This window comes from Bacillus sp. BR3(2024), assembly GCF_039134555.1.
Classification (GTDB): domain Bacteria; phylum Bacillota; class Bacilli; order Bacillales; family Bacillaceae_G; genus Bacillus_A; species Bacillus_A cereus.
Genome location: NZ_CP152433.1, coordinates 4,911,210 through 4,936,855, shown reverse-complemented (window position 1 = coordinate 4,936,855; position 25,646 = coordinate 4,911,210). Strand labels below are relative to the sequence as shown.

Below are 25,646 nucleotides of genomic sequence, written 5' to 3'. Positions count from 1 at the left end.
GTTAAACAAACGTTTGTTTAGTTATGATAATATAAAAAGAAAGAATGATATAAATGGTGGTGAATGAGTTCGTGGAGGCGTGGATTTTTGAAATAATGCGGGCAGTTGGACGTTTTTTCTTACACCCTGCTGTCTATATATTTGTAATAAGTAGTATCTTCGTTGGATACTTACGTATGTTAAGAGAACGAAAAGATTTTTCTTTTAAAGTTTATGATATTTGGTTTGAACTGCGAACCTCTCTATTTGCAGGGATTGGATACGGATTAGTAGTATCTATTATTACGATTGGGCTTGGACTTGTTGTTTCTAAAGCAAGCTTATGGGCCATTTTAATTTGGACGTTACTATTTGGATTAACGGCTATGTATCGATATTTATCGGCGGCTTATACATTTAGCATTGCGATTGTATGTGTTCTATTATCTTCTAAGCTACCAGTTTCCTTTTTACAGCTTCGAGAAGGTGAAGAGAGTACCATTGTATCCCTTGTTATTTTACTAGGCGTTATGCTTATTGTAGAAGGCTTATTGATTTCGAAAAACGCAGTAGGATATTCGACGCCGAGGCTTAGGCAGGGGAAGCGTGGATTAAAGATTGGTTTACACGAATCAAAGCGTTTATGGATCGTTCCTATTTTTATTCTTGTACCGGGTGATGCGGTAACGCAGTTTATTTCATGGTGGCCTGTCGTTTCAATAGGTTCAAATACATATTCTCTATTCCTCGTTCCATTTTTAATTGGATTTATGAGAAGGATTAGAAGTTATGAGCCGACGGAAGCTTTATTATTTACAGGAAGACGTGTGTACGGATTAGCAGGACTTGTGCTCGTTTTAGGAATCGCAAGTTACTGGTGGCACGTACTTGCAATTATCGCGATGGGAGTCGCTATGCTTGGGCGTTTCACAATTTCGATGCAAGAAAAAATTGCCGATGAAACAAGACCAGCGTATTTTGCTGCACGCAATGATGGGCTCGTTGTACTAGATACAATTCCAAATACAATTGGAGCAGAGCTGAAATTACTGCCTGGAGAAATTATTACGAAAGTAAATGGAGTCATTCCAAAAAGCGCCGAGGAATTTTATGATGCGCTTCAAACGAAGACGACAGGAGCATTTTGTAAATTAGAAGTATTAGATACAAATGGTGAGCTTCGTCTTGCACAAACTGCATTATATGCTGGTGGACATCACGAATTAGGTATTGTATTCGTTGAACAGGAGCATGAGTGGGATTCGGAAGCGATGTAATAGAAGGAATGGTATCACCTTGTGGTGGTACCTTTTTTGTTTTTGGGGGATGGGAGAGTAGTTAGTAAATGAAATTTATATCGGCGATTATCCGAATATATCAGCGCAACTTGAAATATATCGGCGATTTTGCAAATATATCAGCGCAACTCGAAATATATCGGCGATTATTCGAATATATCGACTTTCCAGCAAAAAACGACAACTATCGCAAAGCTTATTTTCAGTTTCATAGACGGATAACTTGAATAATCATTTGATAATGGTTATCATTTAGGGAGTCTTTTTAATTTTGGAAAATGGAGGTAAGATATGCTGCGTAAATTTTTCTCGTACTATAAACCGTATAAAGGTTTATTTATACTCGACTTTTCTTGTGCGGTTGTCGCAGGATTATTAGAACTTGGCTTCCCGCTTATCGTAAACCAATTTATTGATAAGTTATTGCCAGGGCAAAACTGGACGCTTATTTTATGGGCTTGTTTCGGTTTACTCGCAGTTTATATGTTAAATGCAGGCCTGCAATATGTTGTTACATATTGGGGACATATGCTTGGTGTTAACATTGAAACAGATATGAGGCAGAAATTATTTGATCATATTCAAAAGCTATCATTCAGATTTTTTGATAATAATAAAACAGGTCATTTAATTTCACGCCTTACAAACGATTTAATGGAAATTGGGGAAATTGCTCACCATGGACCAGAAGATTTATTTATCGCCGTAATGACTTTAGTTGGGGCATTCTCATTTATGATGATGATCAACTGGAAGTTAGCGTTATTAACGTTCTTCGTCATTCCATTCCTATTATGGTTAGCACTTTACTTTAATAAAAAAATGACAGGTACATTTAGACGTTTATTCTCAGACGTTGCTGATTTTAATGCATGCATTGAGAACAATGTTGGTGGTATTCGCGTTGTACAAGCATTCGGAAATGAAAAGTTTGAGAAAGAGCAATTTGCTGTTAACAACGCTCGTTTCCGTACAACAAAATTAATGGCGTATAAAATTATGGCGTTAAATTCGTCGATTAGTTATATGCTCATGCGTCTCGTAACGCTCTTCGTCTTAATATGCGGTACATGGTTTGTGCTGCAAGGAGAATTAACGTACGGTGGATTTATCGGATTCGTTCTATTAACGAATATTTTCTTCCGCCCAATTGAAAAAATTAACGCGGTAATCGAAAGCTATCCGAAAGGAATCGCCGGTTTTAAAAGATATGTAGAGCTTCTTGAAACAGAGCCTGACATTGTAGACTCTAAAGATGCAATGGAAGTGAAGCATGTACACGGTGATATTCAATATAACAACATTACGTTTGGATATGAAAACAAAGAACCGATTTTAAATGACATTAGTTTGAAAATACATGCAGGTGAAACAGTTGCGTTCGTTGGACCATCAGGAGCTGGGAAAACGACGTTATGTAGCCTATTACCACGTTTTTATGAACAATCATCTGGATCGATTCAAATTGATGGAATTGATACGAAAGATATGACATTATCTTCACTTCGTAAGCAAATTGGAATTGTGCAGCAAGACGTGTTCTTATTCTCAGGAACAATTCGTGAAAATATCGCTTACGGAAATTTAAAAGCATCAGAAGCTGAAATTTGGCAGGCAGTAAAACGTGCGCAATTAGAAGATTTAATTTACTCACAGCCGGACGGTTTAGATACTGTTATCGGTGAGCGCGGCGTGAAACTTTCAGGTGGACAAAAGCAGCGTCTAGCTATTGCTCGTATGTTCTTGAAAAACCCCCCAATTTTAATATTGGATGAAGCAACTTCTGCATTAGATACAGAGACAGAACTTGCGATTCAAAAATCGCTTGCGGAGCTATCTGTTGGCCGTACAACATTAGTTATCGCTCACAGACTTGCAACGATTAAAAATGCAGATCGCATCGTCGTTGTAAATAAAGATGGTATTGCAGAACAAGGTTCACATAATGAATTAATTGAGCAAGGTGGAGGATACAGTAGGTTATACGAAGCTCAGTTTAGTTCGTAAATATAATTTGTACAGAATTAGTGCACCATAAGTAGGTAAAAATCTCATATGGGAGGCTATAAAGTATGATTGTAACAACAACGTCTACAATTCAAGGAAAAGAAATTATTGAGTATATTGATATTGTCAATGGAGAAGCGATTATGGGCGCGAATATCGTTCGTGACCTTTTCGCCTCCGTCCGTGACGTTGTCGGCGGTCGTGCGGGTGCTTATGAAAGTAAATTAAAAGAAGCACGCGACATCGCAATGGAAGAAATGAAAACTTTCGCAAGACAAAAAAATGCAAATGCAATTGTTGGTATCGACGTGGACTACGAGGTAGTTCGCGAAGGAATGCTAATGGTTGCTGTGAGCGGGACTGCTGTCCGTATCTAAAATGAAAAGCCGTGCTGATGCACGGCTTTTTGTATTCTATGTCGAAGATTCAATATTTCTTGGGAAATGTGGAATGCTCCGTCGATATATAGGGAAGACATTAGAGTGCTTCTTTACATTTTTGAATTTGAGTTAATAATTTTGCGTATTCTTGTTCGAGAGATGTGATGTCATCGTGATGATTTGGAATGGAAATCCGGCCGATGACTTCTGTTAATTTTGTTTGTAATCGTAACATTTCTTGCTCAGTAACGTTTACAGAATCTCCGGTGGTTCTTTTTGTGTATTGCTCGTGATTACCGTGGAAGATTCTTGGTTCATTCTCATCTACTTGTAGAATATGGTCTGCAACAGAGCGAATAAAGGCACGGTCATGGCTAATGAAAAGTATTGTGCCAGGATATTCTTGTAACATGGTTTCTAATTCTTCTTGCGTCGCTAAGTCTAAATAGTTTGTCGGTTCATCTAGCAGAAGCATATTATAGTTTCCTAAAAATACTTTTGCGAGTGCAACCTTCATTCTTTCACCCCCGCTTAGAACGTGCACAGGTTTATGAACATCCTCACGGCGGAATAGAAGTCGTGCAAGTATTGTGCGAACGAATGCTTCTGTATAGTTTGTTTCTTCTAGAACATTTTCTAAAATGGTTTTATCTGTTTTTAAAATAGATAATGTTTGTTCGAAGTATCCAATTTTACAACTTTTCGATAGCTGCATGCCACGCTCGTTTATGAGAAGCATGTTGAACAAAGTGGTTTTGCCGCTTCCATTTGCCCCTAAAACGGCAAGCTTTGCACCAGGGGCAATAGTTCCATTCATATTTTTAAATAGTATACGGTCGCCTATTTTCTTTGTTGCTTTATTGAATTGTACTGCCACCTTACTATGAATGGGTGTATGGTATTGCACGTCAAATTGAGCTTGAGAAAGATCCTTTGGCTTTTCCTTCTTTTCTAGTTTTTCGAGACGTGTCTCTAATGCTTTCGCTGCTTTACTAACCTGTTCTTGGCCATGAGCCCCACTTAACCTATAAAGTCTAGATTCAGATGAACTGAACCGTGTTGGGATTTTTTTCATGTTAGAAGCACGTTGCTTTCTTTGTAGAATGGACTGTTCTAAACGATTTTTTTCTTGTATATATTGCTCATATTCTGCTTGTTTTTGTATTCGTTCACGTTCTTTTTGTTTTCGATAGTTTGAATAATTACCTTTGTACTCTTGAATAATACCGTCTTCAATTTCAATAATTTTGGTACATGTATTATCTAGAAATTCACGGTCATGCGATATTAAAACAAGTGCCCCTTTATAAGATGAAAGTGCCTTTTCTAATTGCTCTGTACCGACCATATCTAAGTGGCTTGTTGGTTCATCAGCGAATAAAATGCCTGCATTTTGTTCGAGAGCATGCGCAATCTTTAGTCGCATTCGTTCACCGCCGCTCATTGCGTCGGTAACGTTTGAAATACTCCATTTTCCTTTTGCGAGAGAAGAAGCGGTTTCCGGTAGTTCTTCGCTGAGCTGAGGAATGATGGCGATAGAACTATGATGAGTTACTATGCCTCTGTCAGCTTCTATTTCTTTACTTAATATTTGTAATAACGTAGATTTACCAGCTCCGTTGACTCCGACAATTCCTATGCGATCCTGTGCTTGAATTTCCAGTGATGGTAATGTAAATAGTGTGCGATCACCAAAGCTCTTTTCAATATTACGTGCGAATAAAATAGTCATAAAAAAACCTCCCTAGTTTCACTAGAGAGGATAAACGTCGCCCTTGTATGTAAAAAATCGTACATAAATAAACGATTTTTTACATGATCGTTTCGAAAGAAAGTATCGACAAATGGACAGACTAATCCCCTGCTAGTTTTCATCATTTTTGTTCACTATTTGTGATGGATGAAATAAATAAGAGAATTAGAACTTCATTGGTCAAAGTACCTTCCTTTCATAATATTACTTTTATTGTATGCGCATACAAAAGGGTTTGTCAAACTTATTTCTGTTCGCTATTTTTGAATTTATTATTATACAATTGTGCTTTTGCCAGCGCCTCAGCATCGTTTTTAATTTCATCCAGTCCATTTGCATCTCCAATAACATAACCTTCAAATGAAGAACCAACAAAATCAAAGATATATTGGAATTGAGCAATAAGCGGTAATGCTTTTAGCTTTGGATTATCCCCGCCAACGATGACAACATACATTTTTTTGCCTTTCATTTTTTCTTTGAAATGAAGAGATGTATCGCGCAAGCTTTGTGACCAGCGATCAACAAAGTTTTTCATATGTCCACTCATTCCGTACCAATATAATGGTGTAGCAAAGATAATCGTGTCGTGCTCTAGCATGCGTTTGGTTAACTGCTCATAGTCATCATTTACGGATTGGAATCCTTCTGCATCATGACGTTGGTCTGTAATAGGATAGACGGTATGATCACGCAAATAAATTTGTTCTGTTTCAATGTCCTCTATCATCATATGTGTTAAAGCTTCTGTATTTCCGTTTTGTCTTGAACTGCCATGTATAACAAACATGTAATCATTCCTTTTCTTTTGCTTGTTTTAGGAGTGAAACGTGTTTTTGCAAATTCGTTTGGATGTTGGAAAGTAATGTAATTTGCTTTGTTACTTCATTGAGTTTATCTTCGTAAAGTGTAAGGATACTGCTGCACGGATTGTCGTACAGGTGCGGTTCAATTTCAAGGCAGCGCAGCATCCTTGCCGTCTCTTCTAAATTTAAGCCAATTTGAAAGTACATTTGAATAAGCTCCACTTTTTCGATGGCACTTTCATCAAAATCACGGTAGCCATTTGCAAGGCGCTTAGAAGGGAGTAAGCCCTTTTCTTCGTAATGTCTTAGTGATCTTTCACTAACGCCAGTTTCTTTTGATAATTCTCCAATTCGCAATGTATTTCACTCCTTTTACATGTATTGTAAACCTTCACACTAATGTGAAGGTCAACTCTGTTTTTTCGCAAAAGAATCTACATGATTTAAGAACACTTGAATGGCTTTAGATGGAATGAAATATTTACCGCGCACGATGGAAAACGGACGGATTAGTTGTTCATTTGGAACTTCGACGTGGAATAGTTCTTTTGCTAATAGCTCTTTCCGTACAGTCCAATCAGAAAGGATAGCGATGCCAAGCCCGGCACTAACAGCTTCCTTTACGCTTTGGATACTACTGAATGTAAAGAATCGTTTCATTTTTAAATGGTGTTGATGAATAAAGCGGTCACTATAAGCGCGTGTACCAGAACCACTTTCTCTTAATACCCATACTTGATCTTGGAGTGTACTTTCATTTATTTCATTTGTGCGGAGTAATGGATGATTTGGCGGGACGACGAGCTTCATTTCATCTTGCATAAATGTTTCAACATCTACGTCGGCGTATACGACTTGTCCTTCCACTAGGCCGATATCAATTTGATTAGAGCGAAGGCTTTGCAAAACGTCTTCTGTATTTGAGATGAAAGTATGAACTTCGACGTGTGGATTTTCATTCGCATAGTTAGCCAGTATTTTTGGAAGTAAGTATTCGCCAATTGTAAAACTAGCACCAATGCGAAGTGTTCCTGTTACAACGTTATGTAGTTCATTAATTTCTTGTTTAGCATCTTCGTAAAGAGAGAGCATTTGCTTTGCATGTATATATAATATGTTTCCAGCTTCAGTAACTTGGACGTGCTTCGGGGAGCGTTGAATAAGCGTAGTGCCAAATTCGTTTTCTAAGTTGCGTATATGCATACTTACTCCAGGCTGTGAAAGGTTTAATAATTCTGCTGCACGGGAGAAGTGTTTCTGTTCAACGACAGTAACAAAAATTTTTAAAATGTCTACGTTCATATAATGGGCTCCTTTCTTTTTCTATCATCTTATCATAAGTATTTCTGATGATAGATATTTGGTATTGGTATTAAACTTATTATAGAAACTCTCTTATAATGTAAGTAGAAAGAACATGCATGTTCCAATACGATTATTGGAGTGGTTCAAAATGGAACAAACACTTGTTATACAAAAGAAGAAGCGTTTTGGATTTTCGCAAGGAATTGGGATTACATTATTAATCGCAATTGCCGCGAAATATTTAGCAGAGCTTCCATTTTTAAATATTATGGGACAATTAGTAATTGCTATTCTAATTGGGATGGTTTGGCGCGCTGCAATTGGAGTTCCTCACGATGCGATAGCAGGAACGAACTTTGCGAGTAAGAAGTTGCTGCGCTTTGGGATCATCTTACTTGGAATGCGATTAAATCTTGTTGATATTGCGAAGGCGGGACCGAAAGTATTGGTCATCGCGGCGGTTGTTATTACATTTACTATTTTTGTTGTATACGGACTAACGAAAGTATTTAAAGTAGAAAAGAAACTTGGGATTTTAACAGCATGCGGTACGGCAATTTGCGGCGCAGCCGCGGTCGTGGCAATTGCACCGCAAGTGAAAGCGAAGGACGATGAAACAGCAGTTGGGGCAGCAATCATCGCGATTTTAGGTACCATATTTACGCTTATTTATACGTTATTATATCCAGTGCTTGGTTTATCTCCGTACGGTTATGGTGTATTCTCAGGTGCGACGCTTCATGAAATCGCTCATGTCATCGCAGCTGCGGCGCCAGGAGGAAGTACTGCTGTAGACATCGCAGTTATTGTGAAGTTAACGCGCGTAGCAATGCTTGTGCCAGTAGCGATTTTAATTGGTCTATGGTTTGGTAAGAGTGAAGGTAGCAAAGAAAAGAAATCGTGGCGCGAACTTCCAATACCATGGTTCATTTTCGGGTTCTTAGCGATGAGTGCAGTGCATTCGCTCGGGATTATTCCAGAAGTTGTTGCGGGATACATTGTTGTCATTGCTTATATGCTAATCGCAATGGCGATGGCAGGGCTCGGTTTAAATGTAGAGTTTAAAACGTTCCGTAAATTAGGAAGTAAAGCATTCGTGGCAGGGCTGATTGGCTCGGTTTGCTTATCGGTTCTTGGATACGTTCTTGTATATGCGTTAGGATTTATGTAGTAGAGGAGAAAGCTGTTCCCGAAGGTATTTGGGGACAGCTTTTTCTTATGATTATAGTAGCGCTACGGATGTCGATATATTTGAAAAATCGCCGATATAAATGGAGTTGCGCTGATATATTTGGGAAATCGCCGATATAAGTTAAGTTGCGCTGATATATTTAAAAAATCGCTGATATAAATTGAATTACTCTTGTACTTTGTTAGAGTAGATGTTCAATGAAATATTTTTCTGAAATTTGTAAAGATATCTTTACTTATAACTGGAAAATATTTATAATTCAAGTAAAGATATCTTTACTTTTGAAGGTGGATCCTATGGGTGTAAAAAATAAAATTAAAGAATTAAGAAAGCAACATCATATAACGCAAGTTGAAATGGCAAAGGCGATGCAAGTGACGCGGCAGACAATCGTAGCGATTGAAAACCACCATTACAACCCGAGTCTAGAGTTATCTTTAAAAATCGCCAAATATTTTGGAGTGAAGGTGGAGGAAATCTTTACGCTGGAGTAAGGGGAGAGAAATGGTAGGAAAACGAGCATAGCGATAGGGGGAATAAAAAATGCAGGATGAGTTTGAGAGATTTCAGTCAGATAAAGCGTTTAAATATGTAGGGTTATTTTTTACGATTAGTTTAGCGATATGGAGTTTATATAATTTAATTGTTGATGGAAATGCTGGTATGCCGTTTGTTTTATTTGTACTAGGGTAGTGGGTGTATTTTCTTGTGAACTATTGGCCGAAGTGGAAATATAGAAATCGAAAAGAGGCTGATCATGTATGAGTAAGAGAGAGGTCATGAGATTCGTAGGGAGTTTGCTTGTAGCAGGAATTCTTTTAAATACGAGTTTAATGATTTTAAGTATTTCGTGGGGAACTATTTTTATATCGAATGTAGCGCTAGTCATTTTATATGGAATTTCGGAATATAAAGAGCAGAAGCGTTTGAAAGAAGAGGGAGTACCATCGATTGATGAGCGAGTTGTGAACAAGATGAAGTCATATTTTACGATTTGTATTACAAGCTTCGTTTTCTTGTTTATTATGTATCTTTGTGTAAATAAGTATTTAGATAGGCAAGCAGTACATGTAACTGAGCTATTATATATTGCTATTTTTGGTGTATTAATAAGTATCGCATCAACGAGTGTGCTAGCAACAAGGAATAATAGATAGAAAAAGGGGAACTGGGATGGGATTACCGGTGTTATGTGTCGCTACAGCTATATTTTCGCTTCTTTGGGGAATGCAAAACTTTTCTCGTAATCCAGTGCCGAGTATTTGTATTATGATTGGTACTGTAGGTTTATCGTATTATTTATTATTATTAGCCCATTATCATAAAACGGCAACGAGTGTTGTTGTTGGAGCACTTATTTTATTTTGTGGGCGCGCCATACAAAAGGGGTTATTTCCATAAAAGCTGTTTATACATTTTGTATAAACAGCTTTTTGTATTTTTTTTACAAAAAGCTTGAAAGTTACGTAACGTCATCTTTTATAATGAAAGGGAAGAGGTGATGGTAGTGATTTCAATACAAGAATTGACGAGAGAAACAGGGGTTACAGTACGTACACTACGTTATTATGATCAAATAGATTTATTAAAGCCGAGCGGAAAAACAGAGGGTGGACATCGGTTATATAGTGAAAATGACGTTATTCGTTTGCAACAAATTTTATTTTTAAAAGAAATGGGATTTTCATTAAAAGAAACTGCGAATATGTTAGTAAAAGGTGAGCTGGATTTAAAAAATTCGCTTGAAAAACAACTTCGGTTTGTACAGGAAGAACAAAAGAAATTTAATCGAATGGAGAGTGTTTTACAAGCAGTTGTTTATTCGGTAGATGTGGAGGGAGAACTCGATTGGAAAGTTATGTTTGAACTGATTCAGCTTTCGAAGCAGTCTTCTCGTATACGTGAAATATTTCAAAATGAAGTATTTTCAAAGGAAGAACAAAAATTGCTTCATAATTTACCAAACATGAGTAAAGAAGATCCGAATGTTTTAGAATGGGTAGATTTATTAAAGCAATTACGTGTTTTTATGAAAGAGGGTAAAGAAGTCGCGAGTGATGAGGTACAAAAGGCAACGAAGAGATTAATGCAGAAGTGTTTAGAAATGGCTAATGGTGACGAAGCGTTTTTAGATAAGTTATGGGAAGTTAGAAAATCGAAGGAAGATTCACAGAAAATGAGCATGTATCCAATTGAAGAAGAACTTTTAGTGTATATGGATGAGGCTTTTCGTATTTATGATGAAAGGGAGAAGGATAAATGAGCATACTCGCAGAATATCGTTGGTATTTTTTAATTGGGGCAGAAATTGTATTTTGGTTATCAGCTATCGGTTTCTTTTTACTTCGCTACGGATTCCGTTTGAAAAAGGCGAGTTTTATTATGGGAATTGTACTCCTCGTAAATGAAGTGTTTATTTTAACTTTAGGAGTAGTGGACTATTATCAAACAGGAAAGTTCTCTAACTTTCAAATTATTACTGTAATTATTTTATTGTATGCAGTTTTCTACGGGAAAAAGGATTTGAAGAAGCTTGATATATTTGCACAAAAATCAGTTGCGAAATGGCGTAATGAACCGGCGCCTATTATTGAAGAACAGATAGAATTAACAGGCATGGCCTATGCAAAGCAGGAAATAAAAAATTGGGTATTACATCTTGTTTTATTCGTTGGTGTGCACATATTCTTTTTCTTCGCGTATGGATTTATTCCATTTGAACAATGGGGTAATTGGTTAGAATCGGGAATCGTTTTAAATAAAGCTGCAAGTCGCGTGAGCCAAGTGTGGGCGATTGTATTTTTAGTTGATACAGCAATTTCATTTTCATATGCGATTTTTCCGAAGAAGGAGAAAGGAAAAGAAAAGCTACTTTCATAGTTGAAAGTAGCTTTTCTGGTATACAAATAATTTTTATAGGAGAGGATGACAAGAGAAAAAAGAATCAGCTGTATATGTCTATTTCTCTTTAGTTTAGTAGCATGTTCACCATCTAGCACTACAATTGATAAGAAGAATGATGTCATTGTAAAGGGAGCAGGAACTTCCAATCTAGATAAATTCGAACAGTTCGTTATGAACGTTGATCAAGGGGAAGTTGATAAAATAAGAATTGTACAGTATACCGATGAAGGTGACCCGGTTTTTCAAACGTTAGAGCATAGTGGGAAAGATATCCTTTATGTGTTAGATAGTAGACAAGACAAGTTTGCTGGTGACCATAAAGGATTACATAAAGATAGTTGTAAAAGTATTGTTAAAGAGCAGCGCGAATCAGAAAGTACTTATCGGTTAACAGATTGTATGAATGAAGATGGACGCAATGGATATGACTTATTATATGTATCAAAAAAATAGAGTTAGTAGAGGAAGGAAGTATTTACTCCTTCCTTTTTCTATGTGTATATTGTCGAAAACTTTACCGAATATCTGTTCGTTTTTTTAGGTTTTTTATAGGTATTCGTGGTAAAATAATAATACAGATTTTTATGAGGAGGTCGGATCTTCTTGGAACGTCAATTTGAAATTGTCTCAGCGTATTCCCCGCAAGGTGATCAGCCGGTAGCTATAGAGAAGCTTGTAGAGGGAATTAATAGTGGAAAGAAAAAGCAAGTGTTGCTTGGAGCAACAGGAACGGGTAAGACATTTACGATTTCAAATGTCATTAAAGAAGTGCAAAAGCCAACACTTGTTATGGCTCATAATAAAACGTTAGCAGGGCAGTTATATAGTGAGTTGAAAGACTTTTTCCCGAATAATGCAGTTGAATATTTTGTTAGTTACTACGATTATTATCAGCCAGAAGCGTATGTACCACAAACAGATACGTTTATTGAAAAAGATGCGCAGATTAATGATGAAATTGATAAATTGCGTCACTCGGCAACGTCTGCATTATTTGAACGGGACGATGTAATTATTGTTGCGAGTGTTTCGTGTATATATGGCTTAGGTTCTCCAGAAGAATACCGCGAGCTAGTTGTTTCGCTTCGAGTTGGTATGGAAAAAGACCGTAATCAATTGCTTCGTGAACTTGTTGATGTACAGTATGGACGTAATGATATTGATTTCAAGCGTGGTACATTCCGTGTGCGAGGAGATGTAGTTGAAATCTTCCCGGCATCACTTGATGAGCATTGTATTCGAATCGAATTTTTCGGTGATGAAATCGATCGTATTCGTGAAGTAAATGCGTTAACAGGTGAAGTATTAGCAGAACGTGATCATGTAGCAATCTTCCCAGCATCTCACTTCGTTACACGTGAAGAAAAGATGAAGGTCGCTATTGAAAATATCGAAAAAGAATTAGAAGAGCGTTTAAAGGAATTAAATGATAACGGCAAGTTGTTAGAAGCGCAGCGTATAGAACAGCGTACACGTTATGATTTAGAAATGATGCGCGAGATGGGATTTTGTTCAGGTATTGAAAACTACTCCCGTCATTTAACACTTCGTCCAGCGGGGGCAACGCCGTATACGCTATTAGACTATTTCCCGAAAGATTTCTTAATCGTTATGGATGAATCGCACGTATCAGTACCGCAAGTAAGAGCGATGTATAACGGGGACCAAGCGCGTAAGCAAGTGCTTGTGGATCATGGATTCCGTCTGCCGTCAGCTTTAGATAATAGACCGCTCACATTCGATGAGTTTGAAGAGAAAACGAATCAAGTTATTTATGTTTCAGCAACGCCAGGACCGTATGAGTTAGAGCAGTCGCCAGAAGTAATAGAACAAATTATTCGTCCAACAGGGCTTTTAGATCCACCAATTGATATACGACCAATTGAAGGGCAAATTGACGATTTATTAGGAGAGATTCAAGATCGTATTGCAAAAAATGAACGTGTATTAATTACGACTTTAACGAAGAAAATGTCAGAGGATTTAACGGATTACTTAAAAGATGTAGGAATTAAAGTTAACTATCTTCACTCTGAAATTAAAACGTTAGAACGTATTGAAATTATCCGCGATCTTCGCCTCGGTAAATTTGATGTACTTGTCGGCATTAACTTATTGCGAGAAGGATTAGATATTCCGGAAGTATCACTTGTAGCTATTTTAGATGCTGATAAGGAAGGGTTCTTGCGTTCAGAACGTTCATTAATTCAAACAATCGGTCGTGCCGCGCGTAATGAAAACGGCCGCGTTATTATGTATGCAGATCGTATAACGAAATCTATGGGAATTGCGATTGAAGAAACGAAGCGTCGTCGTAGTATACAAGAAGCTTACAATGAAGAGCATGGTATTACGCCGAAAACGATTCAAAAAGGCGTTCGTGATGTTATCCGTGCAACGACAGCTGCTGAAGAGACAGAAACATACGAAGCAACTCCTGCTAAGAAAATGACGAAAAAAGAGCGCGAAAAGACAATTGCGAAGATGGAAGCAGAGATGAAAGAAGCAGCAAAAGCGTTAGACTTCGAGCGTGCAGCTGAACTAAGAGATTTACTATTAGAATTAAAAGCGGAAGGGTGAAAAAAGTGAGTAAGAGCAAGGATTTTATCGTTGTAAAAGGTGCTAGAGCACATAACTTAAAAAATATTGATGTAACCATTCCGAGAAATCAGCTTGTCGTTGTAACGGGATTGTCTGGTTCGGGGAAATCATCATTAGCATTTGATACGATTTATGCAGAAGGGCAGCGCAGATACGTAGAATCATTATCTGCGTATGCGCGCCAGTTTTTAGGACAAATGGATAAGCCAGATGTGGACACGATTGAAGGATTGTCACCAGCAATTTCAATCGATCAAAAAACGACGAGTCGTAATCCACGTTCAACTGTCGGAACGGTAACGGAGATCTATGATTACTTACGTTTATTATTTGCACGAATTGGTACGCCAATTTGTCCGAATCATGGCATTGAAATTACGTCACAAACAGTAGAGCAGATGGTAGACCGTGTTCTTGAATATCCTGAACGTACGAAATTACAAGTGTTAGCGCCTATCGTTTCTGGGCGTAAAGGTGCGCATGTAAAAGTACTTGAAGATATTAAGAAGCAAGGATATGTTCGTGTTCGCGTTGACGGTGAAATGCTTGATGTATCTGAAGATATTACGTTAGATAAAAATAAGAAGCATTCCATTGAAGTTGTAATTGACCGTATTGTTGTAAAAGAAGGAATCGCAAGCCGCCTTGCTGATTCACTTGAAAGTGCATTAAAGCTTGGCGGAGGCCGAGTGTTAATTGATGTAATGGGAGAAGAGGAACTTCTGTTTAGTGAACATCATGCTTGTCCGCATTGTGGTTTTTCAATCGGAGAATTAGAGCCGCGTATGTTCTCATTCAACAGTCCGTTCGGAGCATGTCTTTCTTGTGATGGACTTGGTTCAAAGCTAGAGGTAGATTTAGAGCTTGTTATCCCGAACTGGGATTTATCATTAAATGAACATGCGATTGCACCTTGGGAACCGACAAGTTCACAATACTATCCACAACTTTTACAATCTGTATGTAATCACTACGGCGTTGATATGGATATACCTGTAAAAGATATACCGAAAGATTTATTTGATAAAGTGTTGTACGGAAGCGGGGAAGAGAAAGTTTATTTCCGCTATGTAAATGAATTTGGTCAAGTAAAGGAAAATGAGATTTTATTTGAAGGTGTTATTCCAAACATTGAACGTCGTTATCGTGAAACGAGTTCTGATTACATTCGTGAGCAAATGGAAAAGTATATGGCAGAACAAGCTTGTCCAAAGTGTAAAGGTGGACGCTTAAAGCCTGAGAGTTTAGCTGTATTTGTTGGCAATAAAACGATTGCTGATGTAACAAAGTATTCAGTTCAAGAAGTACAAGAATTCTTCTCGAATGTAGAGCTAACGGAGAAGCAACAAAAAATAGCTCATTTAATTTTAAGAGAAATTCAGGAGCGCGTTGGGTTCTTAGTGAACGTTGGTTTAGATTATTTAACGTTAAGTCGTGCCGCAGGAACTTTATCAGGTGGTGAGGCGCAGCGTATTCGTTTAGCGACGCAAATTGGTTCTCGTCTAACTGGCGTACTTTATATTCTTGATGAGCCTTCAATTGGTTTACACCAGCGTGATAACGATCGTCTTATTCGTACATTGCAAGAAATGCGCGATTTAGGTAATACGTTAATCGTTGTTGAACATGATGAAGATACGATGATGGCTGCTGACTATTTACTTGATATAGGGCCTGGTGCAGGTATTCACGGTGGACAGGTCGTTTCAGCGGGGACGCCGGCTGAAGTTATGCAAGATGAGAATTCATTAACAGGGAAGTATTTAAGTGGTAAAGAGTTTATTCCAGTTCCACTTGAAAGACGTAAAGGTGATGGACGTAAAGTAGAGATTGTCGGCGCAAAAGAGAATAACTTAAAGAATGCGAAAATGTCATTCCCACTCGGTACGTTTGTAGCGGTAACAGGGGTATCTGGTTCTGGTAAAAGTACGATGATTAATGAAGTACTATATAAATCGCTAGCTCAAAAGTTATATAAAGCGAAAGCGAAGCCAGGTACTCATAAAGAGATTAAAGGTCTTGAACATTTAGATAAAGTAATTGATATTGATCAATCACCAATTGGTCGTACACCACGTTCTAATCCAGCGACGTACACAGGTGTATTCGATGATATTCGTGATGTGTTTGCACAAACGAATGAAGCGAAAGTGCGCGGATATCAAAAAGGACGTTTCAGCTTTAATGTAAAAGGTGGCCGTTGTGAAGCGTGCCGTGGTGATGGAATTATTAAAATTGAAATGCATTTCCTACCAGATGTGTATGTTCCGTGTGAAGTTTGTCACGGTAAACGATATAATCGTGAAACGTTAGAAGTGAAATATAAAGATAAGAATATTTCTGAAGTGTTAGGGATGACAATTGAAGATGGAGTAGAATTCTTCGCCAATATTCCTAAAATTAAGCGTAAACTTCAAACGCTTGTAGATGTTGGGCTTGGTTATATGAAATTAGGTCAACCAGCAACAACATTATCTGGTGGGGAAGCACAGCGTGTGAAATTAGCTTCTGAATTACACCGTCGTTCTACAGGTCGTACGTTATACATTTTAGATGAGCCAACGACTGGTTTGCATGCGCATGATATTGCACGTCTTCTAGAAGTGCTGCAACGTCTTGTTGAGAGCGGTGAGACGGTACTTGTAATTGAACATAATTTAGATGTGATAAAAACAGCTGATTATATCGTTGACCTTGGACCAGAGGGCGGAGATAAAGGTGGACAAATCGTTGCTTCCGGAACGCCAGAGCAAGTAGTGAAAGAAGAGCGCTCATACACAGGTAAGTATTTAAAAGAGATTTTAAATCGTGATAAAGCAAGAATGAAAGAGAAAATAAAAGAAGTAGAGTTATCGCAATAAGTTTATTGATGAAAACCGAGTGGAAATGACGCTCGGTTTTTATTGTATAGGGGGAGAAGATGGAGTTTTTAGAGGTGTTAAGGAAGAAACATATGAAGGTAAGAGAGTTTCAAAGTTGGGGTGTATATTTTCGAAAGCGCTGGGAGGATCACTTTGCAAATCATTTAAGTGATAAAGAAAAAGAAGATATTTTTCTTTATGGAGATAAGTATGCATGTGGTTATCTATGGCACATATTTAGTTATGAGAAAAAGAAGTGTTTAGAGGGTAAAGAAGCGGAAAACGCGTTTCATAATGAAGTGAAAAAGGATTGCTACATTTTCTATCAACACTGTGATGAGGTACTGTTAATAAAGGATGTGAGTTTGTTACATATGGATGATATATTGTGTGAGACAGACGATGCGTATAAAGGTGATATCTATATAGTAGATAAAGATTTCACTTGGACCTTTGTAAAAACTCATGAACATAGGTGGTGTGGTCCTTATTTTGCGAGGAAGTGTTAGTAGGTATACAAGCATGAAAGATAGAATAAGTTGATATAAGTGTTTGTATCATACTTGCGTTTATTATCTATTAGCGTATGATGAAATATATATGTTTAAAAGGATGTGTGACGAAATGAGATGGATTGTATCACTTCTTGTAAATAGCGTTGTGTTAATCGCTGTATCGGGACTTTTAAAAGGGATTGCACCAGATGCATTTTACGTAGCAAATATACAAACTGCAATTATTGCGAGTATTATATTGGCGGTTTTAAATGTTTTCGTAAAGCCGTTTTTAATTTTAATTACGCTACCAATTACTGTTGTAACTTTCGGCTTCTTCTTAATTGTTATTAATGCGATTACGTTAAAAATAGCAGATTCATTATTAGGAGATGCTTTTAATATATCAGGATTTGGTGTAGCGATTGTAGCGGCAATTTGTATTTCAATTTTTAATATGATAATTGAAAAGGCAATTGTTGAACCTCTATATGAAAAAAAGAGAAAGTGACAAAAAGAAAAACATTTCATTATTCGTATGAAATGTTTTTTTCTATTTATTAGAAACCGTATTTCTTGTTTCCAGAAAAAAATGGTACAATATCCGATAGAATGGAATTTTACATCAAACGAGACTGAACCCGCAGCGGAGTGGAGGTTTATACATATGCCGAAAGTAAGGACAAAAGATTTAATTGAACAATTTCAATTGGAGTTAATCAGTGGTGAAGAAGGCATTCATCGTCCGATTGATACAAGTGATTTATCACGACCGGGAATTGAAATGGCAGGATTTTTTACATATTATCCAGCAGATCGTGTGCAGCTTCTTGGAAAGACGGAGCTTACGTTCTTTGACACGTTAACGTCAGAGCAAAAACAAGAGAGAATGAAAGCGCTTTGTACTGAGGAGACGCCATGTATTATTGTAACTCGTAATCAAGATGTACCAGATGAGTTATTACAAGCATCACGTGAATCAGGTATGCCTTTATTACGTTCTTCTCAAACGACAACTAGATTATCAAGTCGTTTAACAAACTATTTAGAAGGTAAGTTAGCACCAACAACTGCTGTTCATGGTGTGTTAGTAGATATTTACGGTGTTGGTGTTTTAATTACAGGTCAAAGTGGTGTTGGTAAAAGTGAGACAGCTCTTGAGCTTGTAAAGCGTGGTCACCGTCTTGTTGCGGATGATAGTGTAGAAATTCGTCAAGAAGATGAAGACATGTTAGTCGGAAGCTCACCAGATTTAATCGAGCATTTATTAGAAATTCGTGGTCTAGGTATTATTAACGTTATGACGTTATTCGGTGCAGGGGCAGTACGAAATTACAAGCGTATTACACTTGTTATTAATCTTGAAATTTGGGATCAAAAGAAAAATTACGATCGCTTAGGTCTTGATGAAGAGAAAATGAAAATTATTGATACAGAGCTTACGAAGATTACACTTCCAGTTCGTCCTGGTCGAAACTTGGCTGTTATTATTGAAGTAGCAGCGATGAACTTCCGTTTAAAACGTATGGGAGTCAATGCAGCACAGCAGTTCTCTGAACGATTAATGAGTGCAATTGAGTTAGGAAATCAGGAGTAAACTTTGGAGAGGGAGGTCATATACATATGCTGTTAGCTTCTGTACCACAGCTTGACCGTGTAGCTATCCAACTTGGGCCGTTTCCTGTGTATTGGTACGGGATTATTATCGGTACAGGTGTGCTATTAGGTCTTTGGCTGGCAACTCGCGAGGGAGAAAGGCTAGGTATTCCAAAAGATACATTTGTTGACCTTGTATTAATTGCAGTACCGATCGCTATTCTTTTTGCGAGAATGTACTATGTTATTTTTGAATGGGAATATTACGCACAAAATCCGAGTCAAATTATTAATATTCGTCAAGGTGGTTTGGCGATTCATGGTGGTTTAATCGGGGCTGTTATTACAGGTGTTCTTTTTGCGAAACGACGCGGACTTTCTTTCTGGAAGTTGGCTGATATTGCTGCACCAAGTATTTTACTAGGACAAGCAATTGGCCGATGGGGAAACTTTATGAACCAAGAGGCGCATGGTGATGAAGTCACGAGACAGTTTTTAGAAGGTCTTCATTTACCGGATTTTATTATTAATCAAATGTATATTGAGGGTGTGTACTATCATCCGACGTTTTTATATGAATCATTATGGAATTTTGCAGGCGTAATTTTACTACTTGCATTAAGAAAAGTGAATTTACGTCGCGGGGAATTATTCTTCACATATTTAATTTGGTATTCAGTAGGACGCTTCTTCGTAGAAGGCTTACGTACAGATAGTTTAATGCTAGGACCACTTCGTATTGCACAAGTAATGTCAATTGGACTTGTTGTTATTTCTATTATTTTCATTATTGTGAGACGAAAAATGGGGCAAGCTGATAAAAGATATTTAGAAAATTAGAGACAAGTAGCATCTTATTATAAGATGCTGCTTCTTTCATATTCAGGAAGGCGAAAGGACTAAGGCGATGAGAATAAATACAGTTTTATTTGATTTAGATGGAACTTTAATTAATACAAACGAACTTATTATTTCTTCTTTTTTACATACTTTAAATACATATTATCCAAATCAATATAAGCGTGAAGATGTATTGCCATTTATCGGTCCATCTTTGCATGATACTTTCAGTAAGATTGATGAAAGTAAGGTTGAAGAGATGATTACAAGTTATCGCGAATTTAACCATGATCATCATGATGAATTAGTAGAAGAATATGAAACTGTATATGAAACAGTTCGAGAGTTGAAGAAGCAAGGTTATAAAGTTGGTATTGTTACAACGAAAGCGAGACAAACCGTTGAGATGGGATTACAGTTGTCAAAGCTTGATGAATTTTTTGATGTTGTCGTGACAATTGATGATGTAGAGCATGTGAAACCACATTCAGAGCCACTTCAAAAAGCGCTTGAATTATTAGATGCAAAACCAGAAGAAGCATTGATGGTTGGGGATAATCATCATGATATTGTCGGTGGTCAAAATACGGGGACGAAAACAGCTGCGGTTTCATGGACGTTGAAAGGTAGAGCGTATTTAGAGGCTTACAAGCCGGACTTTATGCTAGATAAAATGAGTGATTTGCTACCGATTTTGTCTAATATGAACCGTTCATAAAGGTCCAAGTAAGTTAGTAGAGGAGCGAGCTAAGTGCGACGGACAACGCGCTATCCTGTTTCAGGAGAAAATTCATTATGGAATGTGTATAAAACAGTGTCTTTTTGGAAGGTAATGAAAAACTTTATTATTATCCAAATTGCACGTTACACGCCATTTTTATCTGTGAAGAATTGGTTGTACCGCACTTTTTTACGGATGAAAGTAGGAAAGAAAACATCATTTGCGCTTATGGTAATGCCGGATATTATGTTCCCAGAAAAGATAACTGTGGGAGAGAATTCGATTATTGGCTATAACACAACGCTTTTAGCACATGAATATTTAATTCGTGAATATCGACTTGGGGAAATCGTCATTGGAAATGAAGTGATGATTGGAGCGAATGTAACAATATTACCAGGTGTGAAAATTGGAGACGGTGCGACTGTCTCAGCTGGCACACTTGTTCATAGAGATGTACCGAGCGGTGCTTTCGTAGGTGGAAATCCAATGCGTATTATTTATACGAAAGAGCAAATGACCGCCAGAGAAGGTTCATGGTGAAAATGTAACATTTCTCCTCTTTTTTTATGAATAAAAAGGAAATAATTGAGTATAATATACTGTTTTGTTTTTTACGGAATCGTTTATACTTATAGATAGAAGAATGTGTGAACGAAGAAAACAAAAAACTGGAGGATATATGGGGAAAAATCAAAGGATATATAAGGAGAACGGACAAGTTATCTCTTTTAATCAATTAGCGGACTTCTTTTATAAAAAAGGGATGAGAGCTTACAAAGGACAAAAATTGCAAGATGCAATTAAATATTTTCGAAGAGCGGCACAAAGTGAGAAGGAGCCGTTTATTTTATGTCAATTAGCAACAGTATTATCTGAGGCTGGTGAATATCAAGAGTCGAATCAAACCTTCTTAAAGTTAGTTAGATCTAATCCTGAACTTGAACAGTGCTATTATTTTATTGCAAATAATTATGCATATATGGGGTTATTTCAACAGGCGAAGAAATATGCGGATCGCTATTTAGAAGTTGCAAAAGAGAAGGAATTCGTAGAAGATACATTAGAACTTCTAGAGATTATGGAAGAAGAAGCAATGGGTGCGGAAGAGATTGAAGATGAAGATGATTTAATTGTTATGCAGGAAGAAGCGAATCGTTATATTCGTAATGGACAATTAGAAGAAGCAATTGCTACATTAGAAATTGTTACGAAAGATTATCCGGAATTTTGGTCAGGTCATAATAATTTAGCCATTGCACATTTTCAATCGGGTAATGTAGACAAAGCGCTGAAGTTAACAGAAATGATTTTAGAGAAAAATCCTGGTAATATACATGCGCTTTGTAATACACTTATTTTTCTATATTCAATTGGAGAGCATAAACAAGTAGAAGCATTAGCGGGACAGCTAGTTTCAGTATATCCAATTTCATTTGAACATCGTTTGAAACTGGGAACTACACTTGCAACAATTGGTTATTTCGAGCATGCATATAAATGGTTCAAACTATTAAAGCGTCAAGGATATGAGGGAGACGTTAGTTTTTATTATTGGTTTGCATATTCTGCTTATATGGTGAAAGATCAGCAACTAGCTGAAAAAATGTGGCAATATGTCGTGGAATTGCATCCTGATAAAAAGGGAAAAGAACCGTGGAATGCGCTGAATTTAGCAGATGAAGGACAAAACGTGTTATTTGAAGAATTACGAAAATCATTTCAGCAAAGTGCGACGCTAGAAGAACAAATGCTAGCTTTATATTTAATGAATGAATTGTCAACGCCGGAGAAGGTGGGATTCTTCTTTGATATAACGCAAGCGAAGAACGGTGTTCCCATCGTATCACAACTTGCAAAGTACTTCTTTTTACTTAATAGTCATAAGAGTATTCCAGCTGATTTACAGCAATTTGAGCAGTGCGCGAGAATCGCGGATGCATTATACAATTATACGAAAAAAGATGATGAATTAATTGAAGAGTGTTTACACTTTTGGTTTTGTACGTTCATACGTTTATATACATCTGGAGACATATTTACAAATGTGTACGGCTGGTCAGCTGCGATTGAATACATTGTACGCGGCGAACAAGGAAATAAAATGACACAGTCGGAGCTTGGAGATGTATATAATGTATCTGTAGCGACTGTCCGAAAGTATGTGCAAGCTGTTAAGCGTACGCACACATAAGATAAGCAAATCATTGGGAAAAAAATGATGCTAACAGTATAATGAGGGTAACTTAATTGTGTAGGAATGGATAGGAGTGAATAGTGTGTCAGAAGAAAAAATTTATGATGTCGTTATTATTGGTGCAGGACCAGCTGGTATGACAGCTGCAGTATATACATCTCGTGCAAATTTAAGCACATTAATGCTTGAGCGTGGTATTCCAGGTGGCCAAATGGCAAACACGGAAGATGTAGAAAACTACCCAGGTTATGAGTCTATTTTAGGACCAGATTTATCAAATAAAATGTTCGAGCATGCGAAGAAATTTGGTGCTGAATATGCATACGGTGATGTGAAAGAAGTCATCGATGGTAAGGAATACAAAACAATTATTGCTGGTAAAAAAGAATATAAAGCACGTGCAATTATCGTTGCAAGCGGTGCAGAGTATAAAAAAATTGGTGTACCGGGTGAAACAGAACTTGGCGGCCGCGGTGTATCATATTGTGCAGTATGTGACGGAGCATTCTTTAAAGGAAAAGAACTTATCGTAATTGGCGGCGGAGATTCTGCTGTTGAAGAGGGTGTGTTCTTAACGCGCTTCGCATCAAAAGTAACGATCGTTCACCGTCGTGACACGCTTCGTGCACAGAAAATTTTACAAGACCGTGCTTTCCAAAACGAAAAAGTAGATTTCATTTGGAACCACACGATAAAAGAAATCAACGAAGCAAGTGGTAAAGTAGGAAGTGTAACACTTGTGGACGTAAATAGTGGAGAAGAGAAAGAAGTCAAAACTGACGGCGTATTCGTATACATCGGTATGTTACCTTTATCAAAACCATTTGTTGAACTAGGTATTACAAATGAAAATGGTTACCTTGAAACGAACGAGCGTATGGAAACGAAAATTCCTGGTATTTTCGCAGCTGGTGATGTTCGTGAAAAAATGCTTCGTCAAATTGTAACTGCAACAGGTGACGGTAGTATTGCAGCGCAAAGTGCACAACATTACGTAGAAGAATTATTAGAGGAATTAAAAACTGTATCAGAAAAATAAGGGATAATATACCTTGTGAGAAGAAAGCTACCGACAGGAGCTTTCTTCTTTTTTTGTGTGAAAATGTCAAAGTTTTGTCAAAAAATATAAGGATTATAAGCTTTCTTATTGATATACTGGACTTTACGGAAAAAATCACTATAAGAAATGAGGAATTTATTCAGTATGGAATGGCGTAATATATATCGTGGATTTTGTATGGGCGTTAGTGATTTAATTCCTGGTGTGAGCGGCGGTACAATCGCTGTTGTGTTAGGGATTTATGAACAATTGCTTGCGGCAATTAGTGGATTCTTTAGTCGTGAATGGAAAAAACATTTAGGATTTTTAATTCCACTTGCAGCTGGTGTGGCAGCGGCATTTTTAACGTTAAGTCACGTTATTAAATATTTACTTGCAAATCATTATGAACCGACTCAATTTTTCTTCCTCGGTTTAATTATTAGTATATTACCGATGTTAATGAGGGAAGCTGATGCAAAGTCGTCGTTTAAAGGTAAGCATATCGTTTTATTAATAGTTGCAGCAATTCTTGTTGCGATTACAGCTTTCTTTAAACCAGATAAGGCAGCAGATCCAATTACGACGTTAACAATTTTAAATGCAATTGGTTTATTTTTCGCAGGATGGATGGCTAGTATGGCCATGCTGCTTCCTGGAATTAGTGGATCGTTTATTTTATTAATTATTGGTGTGTATCCAACAGCAATTAACGCTTTAACTACACTTAACTTACCTTTAATCGTGGTTATCGGTGCTGGTGTTATGGTTGGATTTGTTGTAAGTAGTAAAGGCATTAGTTTTTTATTAGATCGTTATAAAAGTATGACATTTGCGGCAATTATTGGACTTGTAATCGGTTCGATTGTAATTGTATTCCCTGGGATTCCGACTGGTGGATTTTCAATTATAAGTTCAATCATTACCTTTATTTTAGGATTTGCGATTGTTACTTATTTCGGTAAGAAATAAGGGCTTTAATCCCCTTGGCGATAAAAATCGTTAAGGGGATTTTTCATGCTATTCATTCAAAGTATAAGCATTTACATTGCTTGTTATAGAAAGCTTTTTTAAAATTGCTGAGTAGCATATGCTTAGCGAAAGAGGACTTGCTCCTTCGTTGTAGCAAACTGTTTTTGATAGTATAATGAAAGAAGTATGCAGTGAGAAATTTTACTGCAAGTAGCTGAGGTGAAGAAACATGCAAAGAGTGACAAACTGTGTGTTAATTAGAGATAATGAAGTACTCTTACTCCAAAAACCTCGCCGAAATTGGTGGGTTGCACCAGGCGGGAAAATGGAGCGTGGTGAGACTGTAAGAGATTCCGTTGTTCGCGAGTATCGTGAAGAAACAGGTATTTATTTGAAAAACCCAGCGTTAAAGGGGGTCTTCACCTTTGTCATCCAAGAAGGTGATAAAGTTGTTTCTGAATGGATGATGTTCTCCTTTTTAGCGACAGATTTTGCAGGAGAAAACAAACTAGAGAGCGAAGAAGGCATCATTGGTTGGCATACATTTGATAAAATTGATGATTTAGCAATGGCGCCAGGAGATTATCACATTATTGATTATTTAATTAAAGGAAATGGCATAATCTACGGTACATTTGTATATACCCCAGATTTTGAGTTGCTTTCATATCGATTAGATCCGAGTTAAACCGTCAAGGAGA

26 protein-coding genes and 1 pseudogene are annotated in these 25,646 nt (G+C 37.3%); 23 read left to right on the top strand and 4 right to left on the bottom strand.

Annotation, left to right across the window (positions count from 1 at the left end):
* The first annotated feature begins 53 nt into the window (after positions 1 to 53).
* The 3 genes from V7S45_RS25555 to V7S45_RS25545 all read left to right on the top strand — a co-directional run bounded on the left by V7S45_RS25555 (position 54) and on the right by V7S45_RS25545 (position 3,661).
* Positions 54 to 1,256: a PDZ domain-containing protein gene (locus tag V7S45_RS25555; protein WP_033687562.1), complete on the top strand. Its 1,203-nt coding sequence runs from the start codon at positions 54 to 56 to the stop codon at positions 1,254 to 1,256.
* Between the two features lie 312 nt (positions 1,257 to 1,568).
* On the top strand, positions 1,569 to 3,284 hold the full coding sequence (locus V7S45_RS25550) for an ABC transporter ATP-binding protein (protein ID WP_000944620.1): 1,716 nt from the start codon (positions 1,569 to 1,571) through the stop codon (positions 3,282 to 3,284).
* A gap of 65 nt (positions 3,285 to 3,349) precedes the next feature.
* Complete coding sequence (locus V7S45_RS25545) at positions 3,350 to 3,661, top strand: heavy metal-binding domain-containing protein (RefSeq protein ID WP_000637523.1); 312 nt, start codon at positions 3,350 to 3,352, stop codon at positions 3,659 to 3,661.
* Between the two features lie 100 nt (positions 3,662 to 3,761).
* Here V7S45_RS25545 and abc-f read toward each other — a convergent pair whose 3' ends face one another.
* From abc-f to V7S45_RS25525, 4 genes are all read right to left on the bottom strand, one after another.
* Positions 3,762 to 5,396 carry a ribosomal protection-like ABC-F family protein gene (gene abc-f, locus V7S45_RS25540; protein ID WP_342761556.1) on the bottom strand — a complete coding sequence of 545 codons (1,635 nt, stop codon included), beginning with the start codon at positions 5,394 to 5,396 and terminating at the stop codon, positions 3,762 to 3,764.
* 265 nt (positions 5,397 to 5,661) lie between these two features.
* Positions 5,662 to 6,207 (bottom strand): flavodoxin family protein, encoded by a 546-nt coding sequence (locus V7S45_RS25535; protein WP_000497611.1) that lies wholly within the window; start codon positions 6,205 to 6,207, stop codon positions 5,662 to 5,664.
* A 4-nt stretch (positions 6,208 to 6,211) separates the two neighbouring features.
* Complete coding sequence (locus tag V7S45_RS25530) at positions 6,212 to 6,580, bottom strand: MerR family transcriptional regulator (RefSeq protein ID WP_342761555.1); 369 nt, start codon at positions 6,578 to 6,580, stop codon at positions 6,212 to 6,214.
* A 51-nt stretch (positions 6,581 to 6,631) separates the two neighbouring features.
* The gene (locus V7S45_RS25525) at positions 6,632 to 7,525 is read right to left on the bottom strand and encodes a LysR family transcriptional regulator (protein ID WP_001099987.1); all 894 of its coding nucleotides are present in this window, start codon (positions 7,523 to 7,525) and stop codon (positions 6,632 to 6,634) included.
* 151 nt (positions 7,526 to 7,676) lie between these two features.
* Between V7S45_RS25525 and V7S45_RS25520 the strand changes: the two genes are divergently transcribed.
* From V7S45_RS25520 to V7S45_RS25425, 20 genes and pseudogenes are all read left to right on the top strand, one after another.
* On the top strand, positions 7,677 to 8,699 hold the full coding sequence (locus V7S45_RS25520; protein ID WP_342761554.1) for a YeiH family protein: 1,023 nt from the start codon (positions 7,677 to 7,679) through the stop codon (positions 8,697 to 8,699).
* Between the two features lie 317 nt (positions 8,700 to 9,016).
* Positions 9,017 to 9,214, top strand: a complete 198-nt coding sequence (locus V7S45_RS25515; RefSeq protein WP_000538359.1) for a helix-turn-helix transcriptional regulator — start codon at positions 9,017 to 9,019, stop codon at positions 9,212 to 9,214.
* 49 nt (positions 9,215 to 9,263) lie between these two features.
* Positions 9,264 to 9,485: pseudogene (locus tag V7S45_RS25510) on the top strand (hypothetical protein).
* Positions 9,482 to 9,877, top strand: a complete 396-nt coding sequence (locus tag V7S45_RS25505; protein WP_342761553.1) for an ATPase — start codon at positions 9,482 to 9,484, stop codon at positions 9,875 to 9,877. The pseudogene V7S45_RS25510 and the gene V7S45_RS25505 overlap by 4 nt, the downstream one beginning before the upstream one ends.
* A gap of 16 nt (positions 9,878 to 9,893) precedes the next feature.
* Entirely contained in the window at positions 9,894 to 10,121 is a 228-nt protein-coding gene (locus V7S45_RS25500) for a hypothetical protein (RefSeq protein WP_000524139.1), read from the top strand.
* A 100-nt stretch (positions 10,122 to 10,221) separates the two neighbouring features.
* Positions 10,222 to 10,983 carry a MerR family transcriptional regulator gene (locus tag V7S45_RS25495; protein ID WP_342761552.1) on the top strand — a complete coding sequence of 254 codons (762 nt, stop codon included), beginning with the start codon at positions 10,222 to 10,224 and terminating at the stop codon, positions 10,981 to 10,983.
* Positions 10,980 to 11,600, top strand: a complete 621-nt coding sequence (locus tag V7S45_RS25490) for a hypothetical protein (protein WP_342761551.1) — start codon at positions 10,980 to 10,982, stop codon at positions 11,598 to 11,600. The genes V7S45_RS25495 and V7S45_RS25490 overlap by 4 nt, the downstream gene beginning before the upstream one ends.
* 45 nt (positions 11,601 to 11,645) lie before the next feature.
* Complete coding sequence (locus V7S45_RS25485) at positions 11,646 to 12,077, top strand: DUF4362 domain-containing protein (RefSeq protein WP_342761550.1); 432 nt, start codon at positions 11,646 to 11,648, stop codon at positions 12,075 to 12,077.
* Between the two features lie 150 nt (positions 12,078 to 12,227).
* Entirely contained in the window at positions 12,228 to 14,204 is a 1,977-nt protein-coding gene (uvrB, locus tag V7S45_RS25480) for an excinuclease ABC subunit B (protein ID WP_000441059.1), read from the top strand.
* Between the two features lie 5 nt (positions 14,205 to 14,209).
* Positions 14,210 to 17,086 (top strand): excinuclease ABC subunit UvrA, encoded by a 2,877-nt coding sequence (uvrA, locus tag V7S45_RS25475; protein ID WP_342761549.1) that lies wholly within the window; start codon positions 14,210 to 14,212, stop codon positions 17,084 to 17,086.
* Positions 17,087 to 17,145: 59 nt separating this feature from the next.
* Positions 17,146 to 17,595 (top strand): DUF4275 family protein, encoded by a 450-nt coding sequence (locus V7S45_RS25470; protein WP_342761548.1) that lies wholly within the window; start codon positions 17,146 to 17,148, stop codon positions 17,593 to 17,595.
* A 115-nt stretch (positions 17,596 to 17,710) separates the two neighbouring features.
* Positions 17,711 to 18,091, top strand: coding sequence for a phage holin family protein (locus V7S45_RS25465; protein WP_001267308.1), 381 nt, complete (start codon positions 17,711 to 17,713; stop codon positions 18,089 to 18,091).
* Positions 18,092 to 18,247: 156 nt separating this feature from the next.
* On the top strand, positions 18,248 to 19,177 hold the full coding sequence (gene hprK / locus V7S45_RS25460; protein WP_001127250.1) for an HPr(Ser) kinase/phosphatase: 930 nt from the start codon (positions 18,248 to 18,250) through the stop codon (positions 19,175 to 19,177).
* Positions 19,178 to 19,203: 26 nt separating this feature from the next.
* The gene (gene lgt / locus V7S45_RS25455; protein ID WP_000922849.1) at positions 19,204 to 20,016 is read left to right on the top strand and encodes a prolipoprotein diacylglyceryl transferase; all 813 of its coding nucleotides are present in this window, start codon (positions 19,204 to 19,206) and stop codon (positions 20,014 to 20,016) included.
* A 67-nt stretch (positions 20,017 to 20,083) separates the two neighbouring features.
* A complete protein-coding gene (gene ppaX / locus V7S45_RS25450; protein WP_088344092.1) occupies positions 20,084 to 20,734 on the top strand; it encodes a pyrophosphatase PpaX in 651 nt (216 codons plus the stop codon).
* A gap of 33 nt (positions 20,735 to 20,767) precedes the next feature.
* A complete protein-coding gene (locus V7S45_RS25445) occupies positions 20,768 to 21,280 on the top strand; it encodes a DapH/DapD/GlmU-related protein (protein ID WP_001255070.1) in 513 nt (170 codons plus the stop codon).
* Positions 21,281 to 21,419: 139 nt separating this feature from the next.
* Complete coding sequence (locus V7S45_RS25440) at positions 21,420 to 22,931, top strand: tetratricopeptide repeat protein (protein ID WP_000517741.1); 1,512 nt, start codon at positions 21,420 to 21,422, stop codon at positions 22,929 to 22,931.
* Between the two features lie 85 nt (positions 22,932 to 23,016).
* Positions 23,017 to 23,973: a thioredoxin-disulfide reductase gene (trxB, locus tag V7S45_RS25435; RefSeq protein ID WP_001288078.1), complete on the top strand. Its 957-nt coding sequence runs from the start codon at positions 23,017 to 23,019 to the stop codon at positions 23,971 to 23,973.
* Positions 23,974 to 24,138: 165 nt separating this feature from the next.
* On the top strand, positions 24,139 to 24,945 hold the full coding sequence (locus V7S45_RS25430) for a DUF368 domain-containing protein (RefSeq protein ID WP_000455196.1): 807 nt from the start codon (positions 24,139 to 24,141) through the stop codon (positions 24,943 to 24,945).
* Positions 24,946 to 25,174: 229 nt separating this feature from the next.
* Complete coding sequence (locus V7S45_RS25425; RefSeq protein WP_001190080.1) at positions 25,175 to 25,633, top strand: 8-oxo-dGTP diphosphatase; 459 nt, start codon at positions 25,175 to 25,177, stop codon at positions 25,631 to 25,633.
* The last annotated feature ends 13 nt before the right edge of the window (positions 25,634 to 25,646 follow it).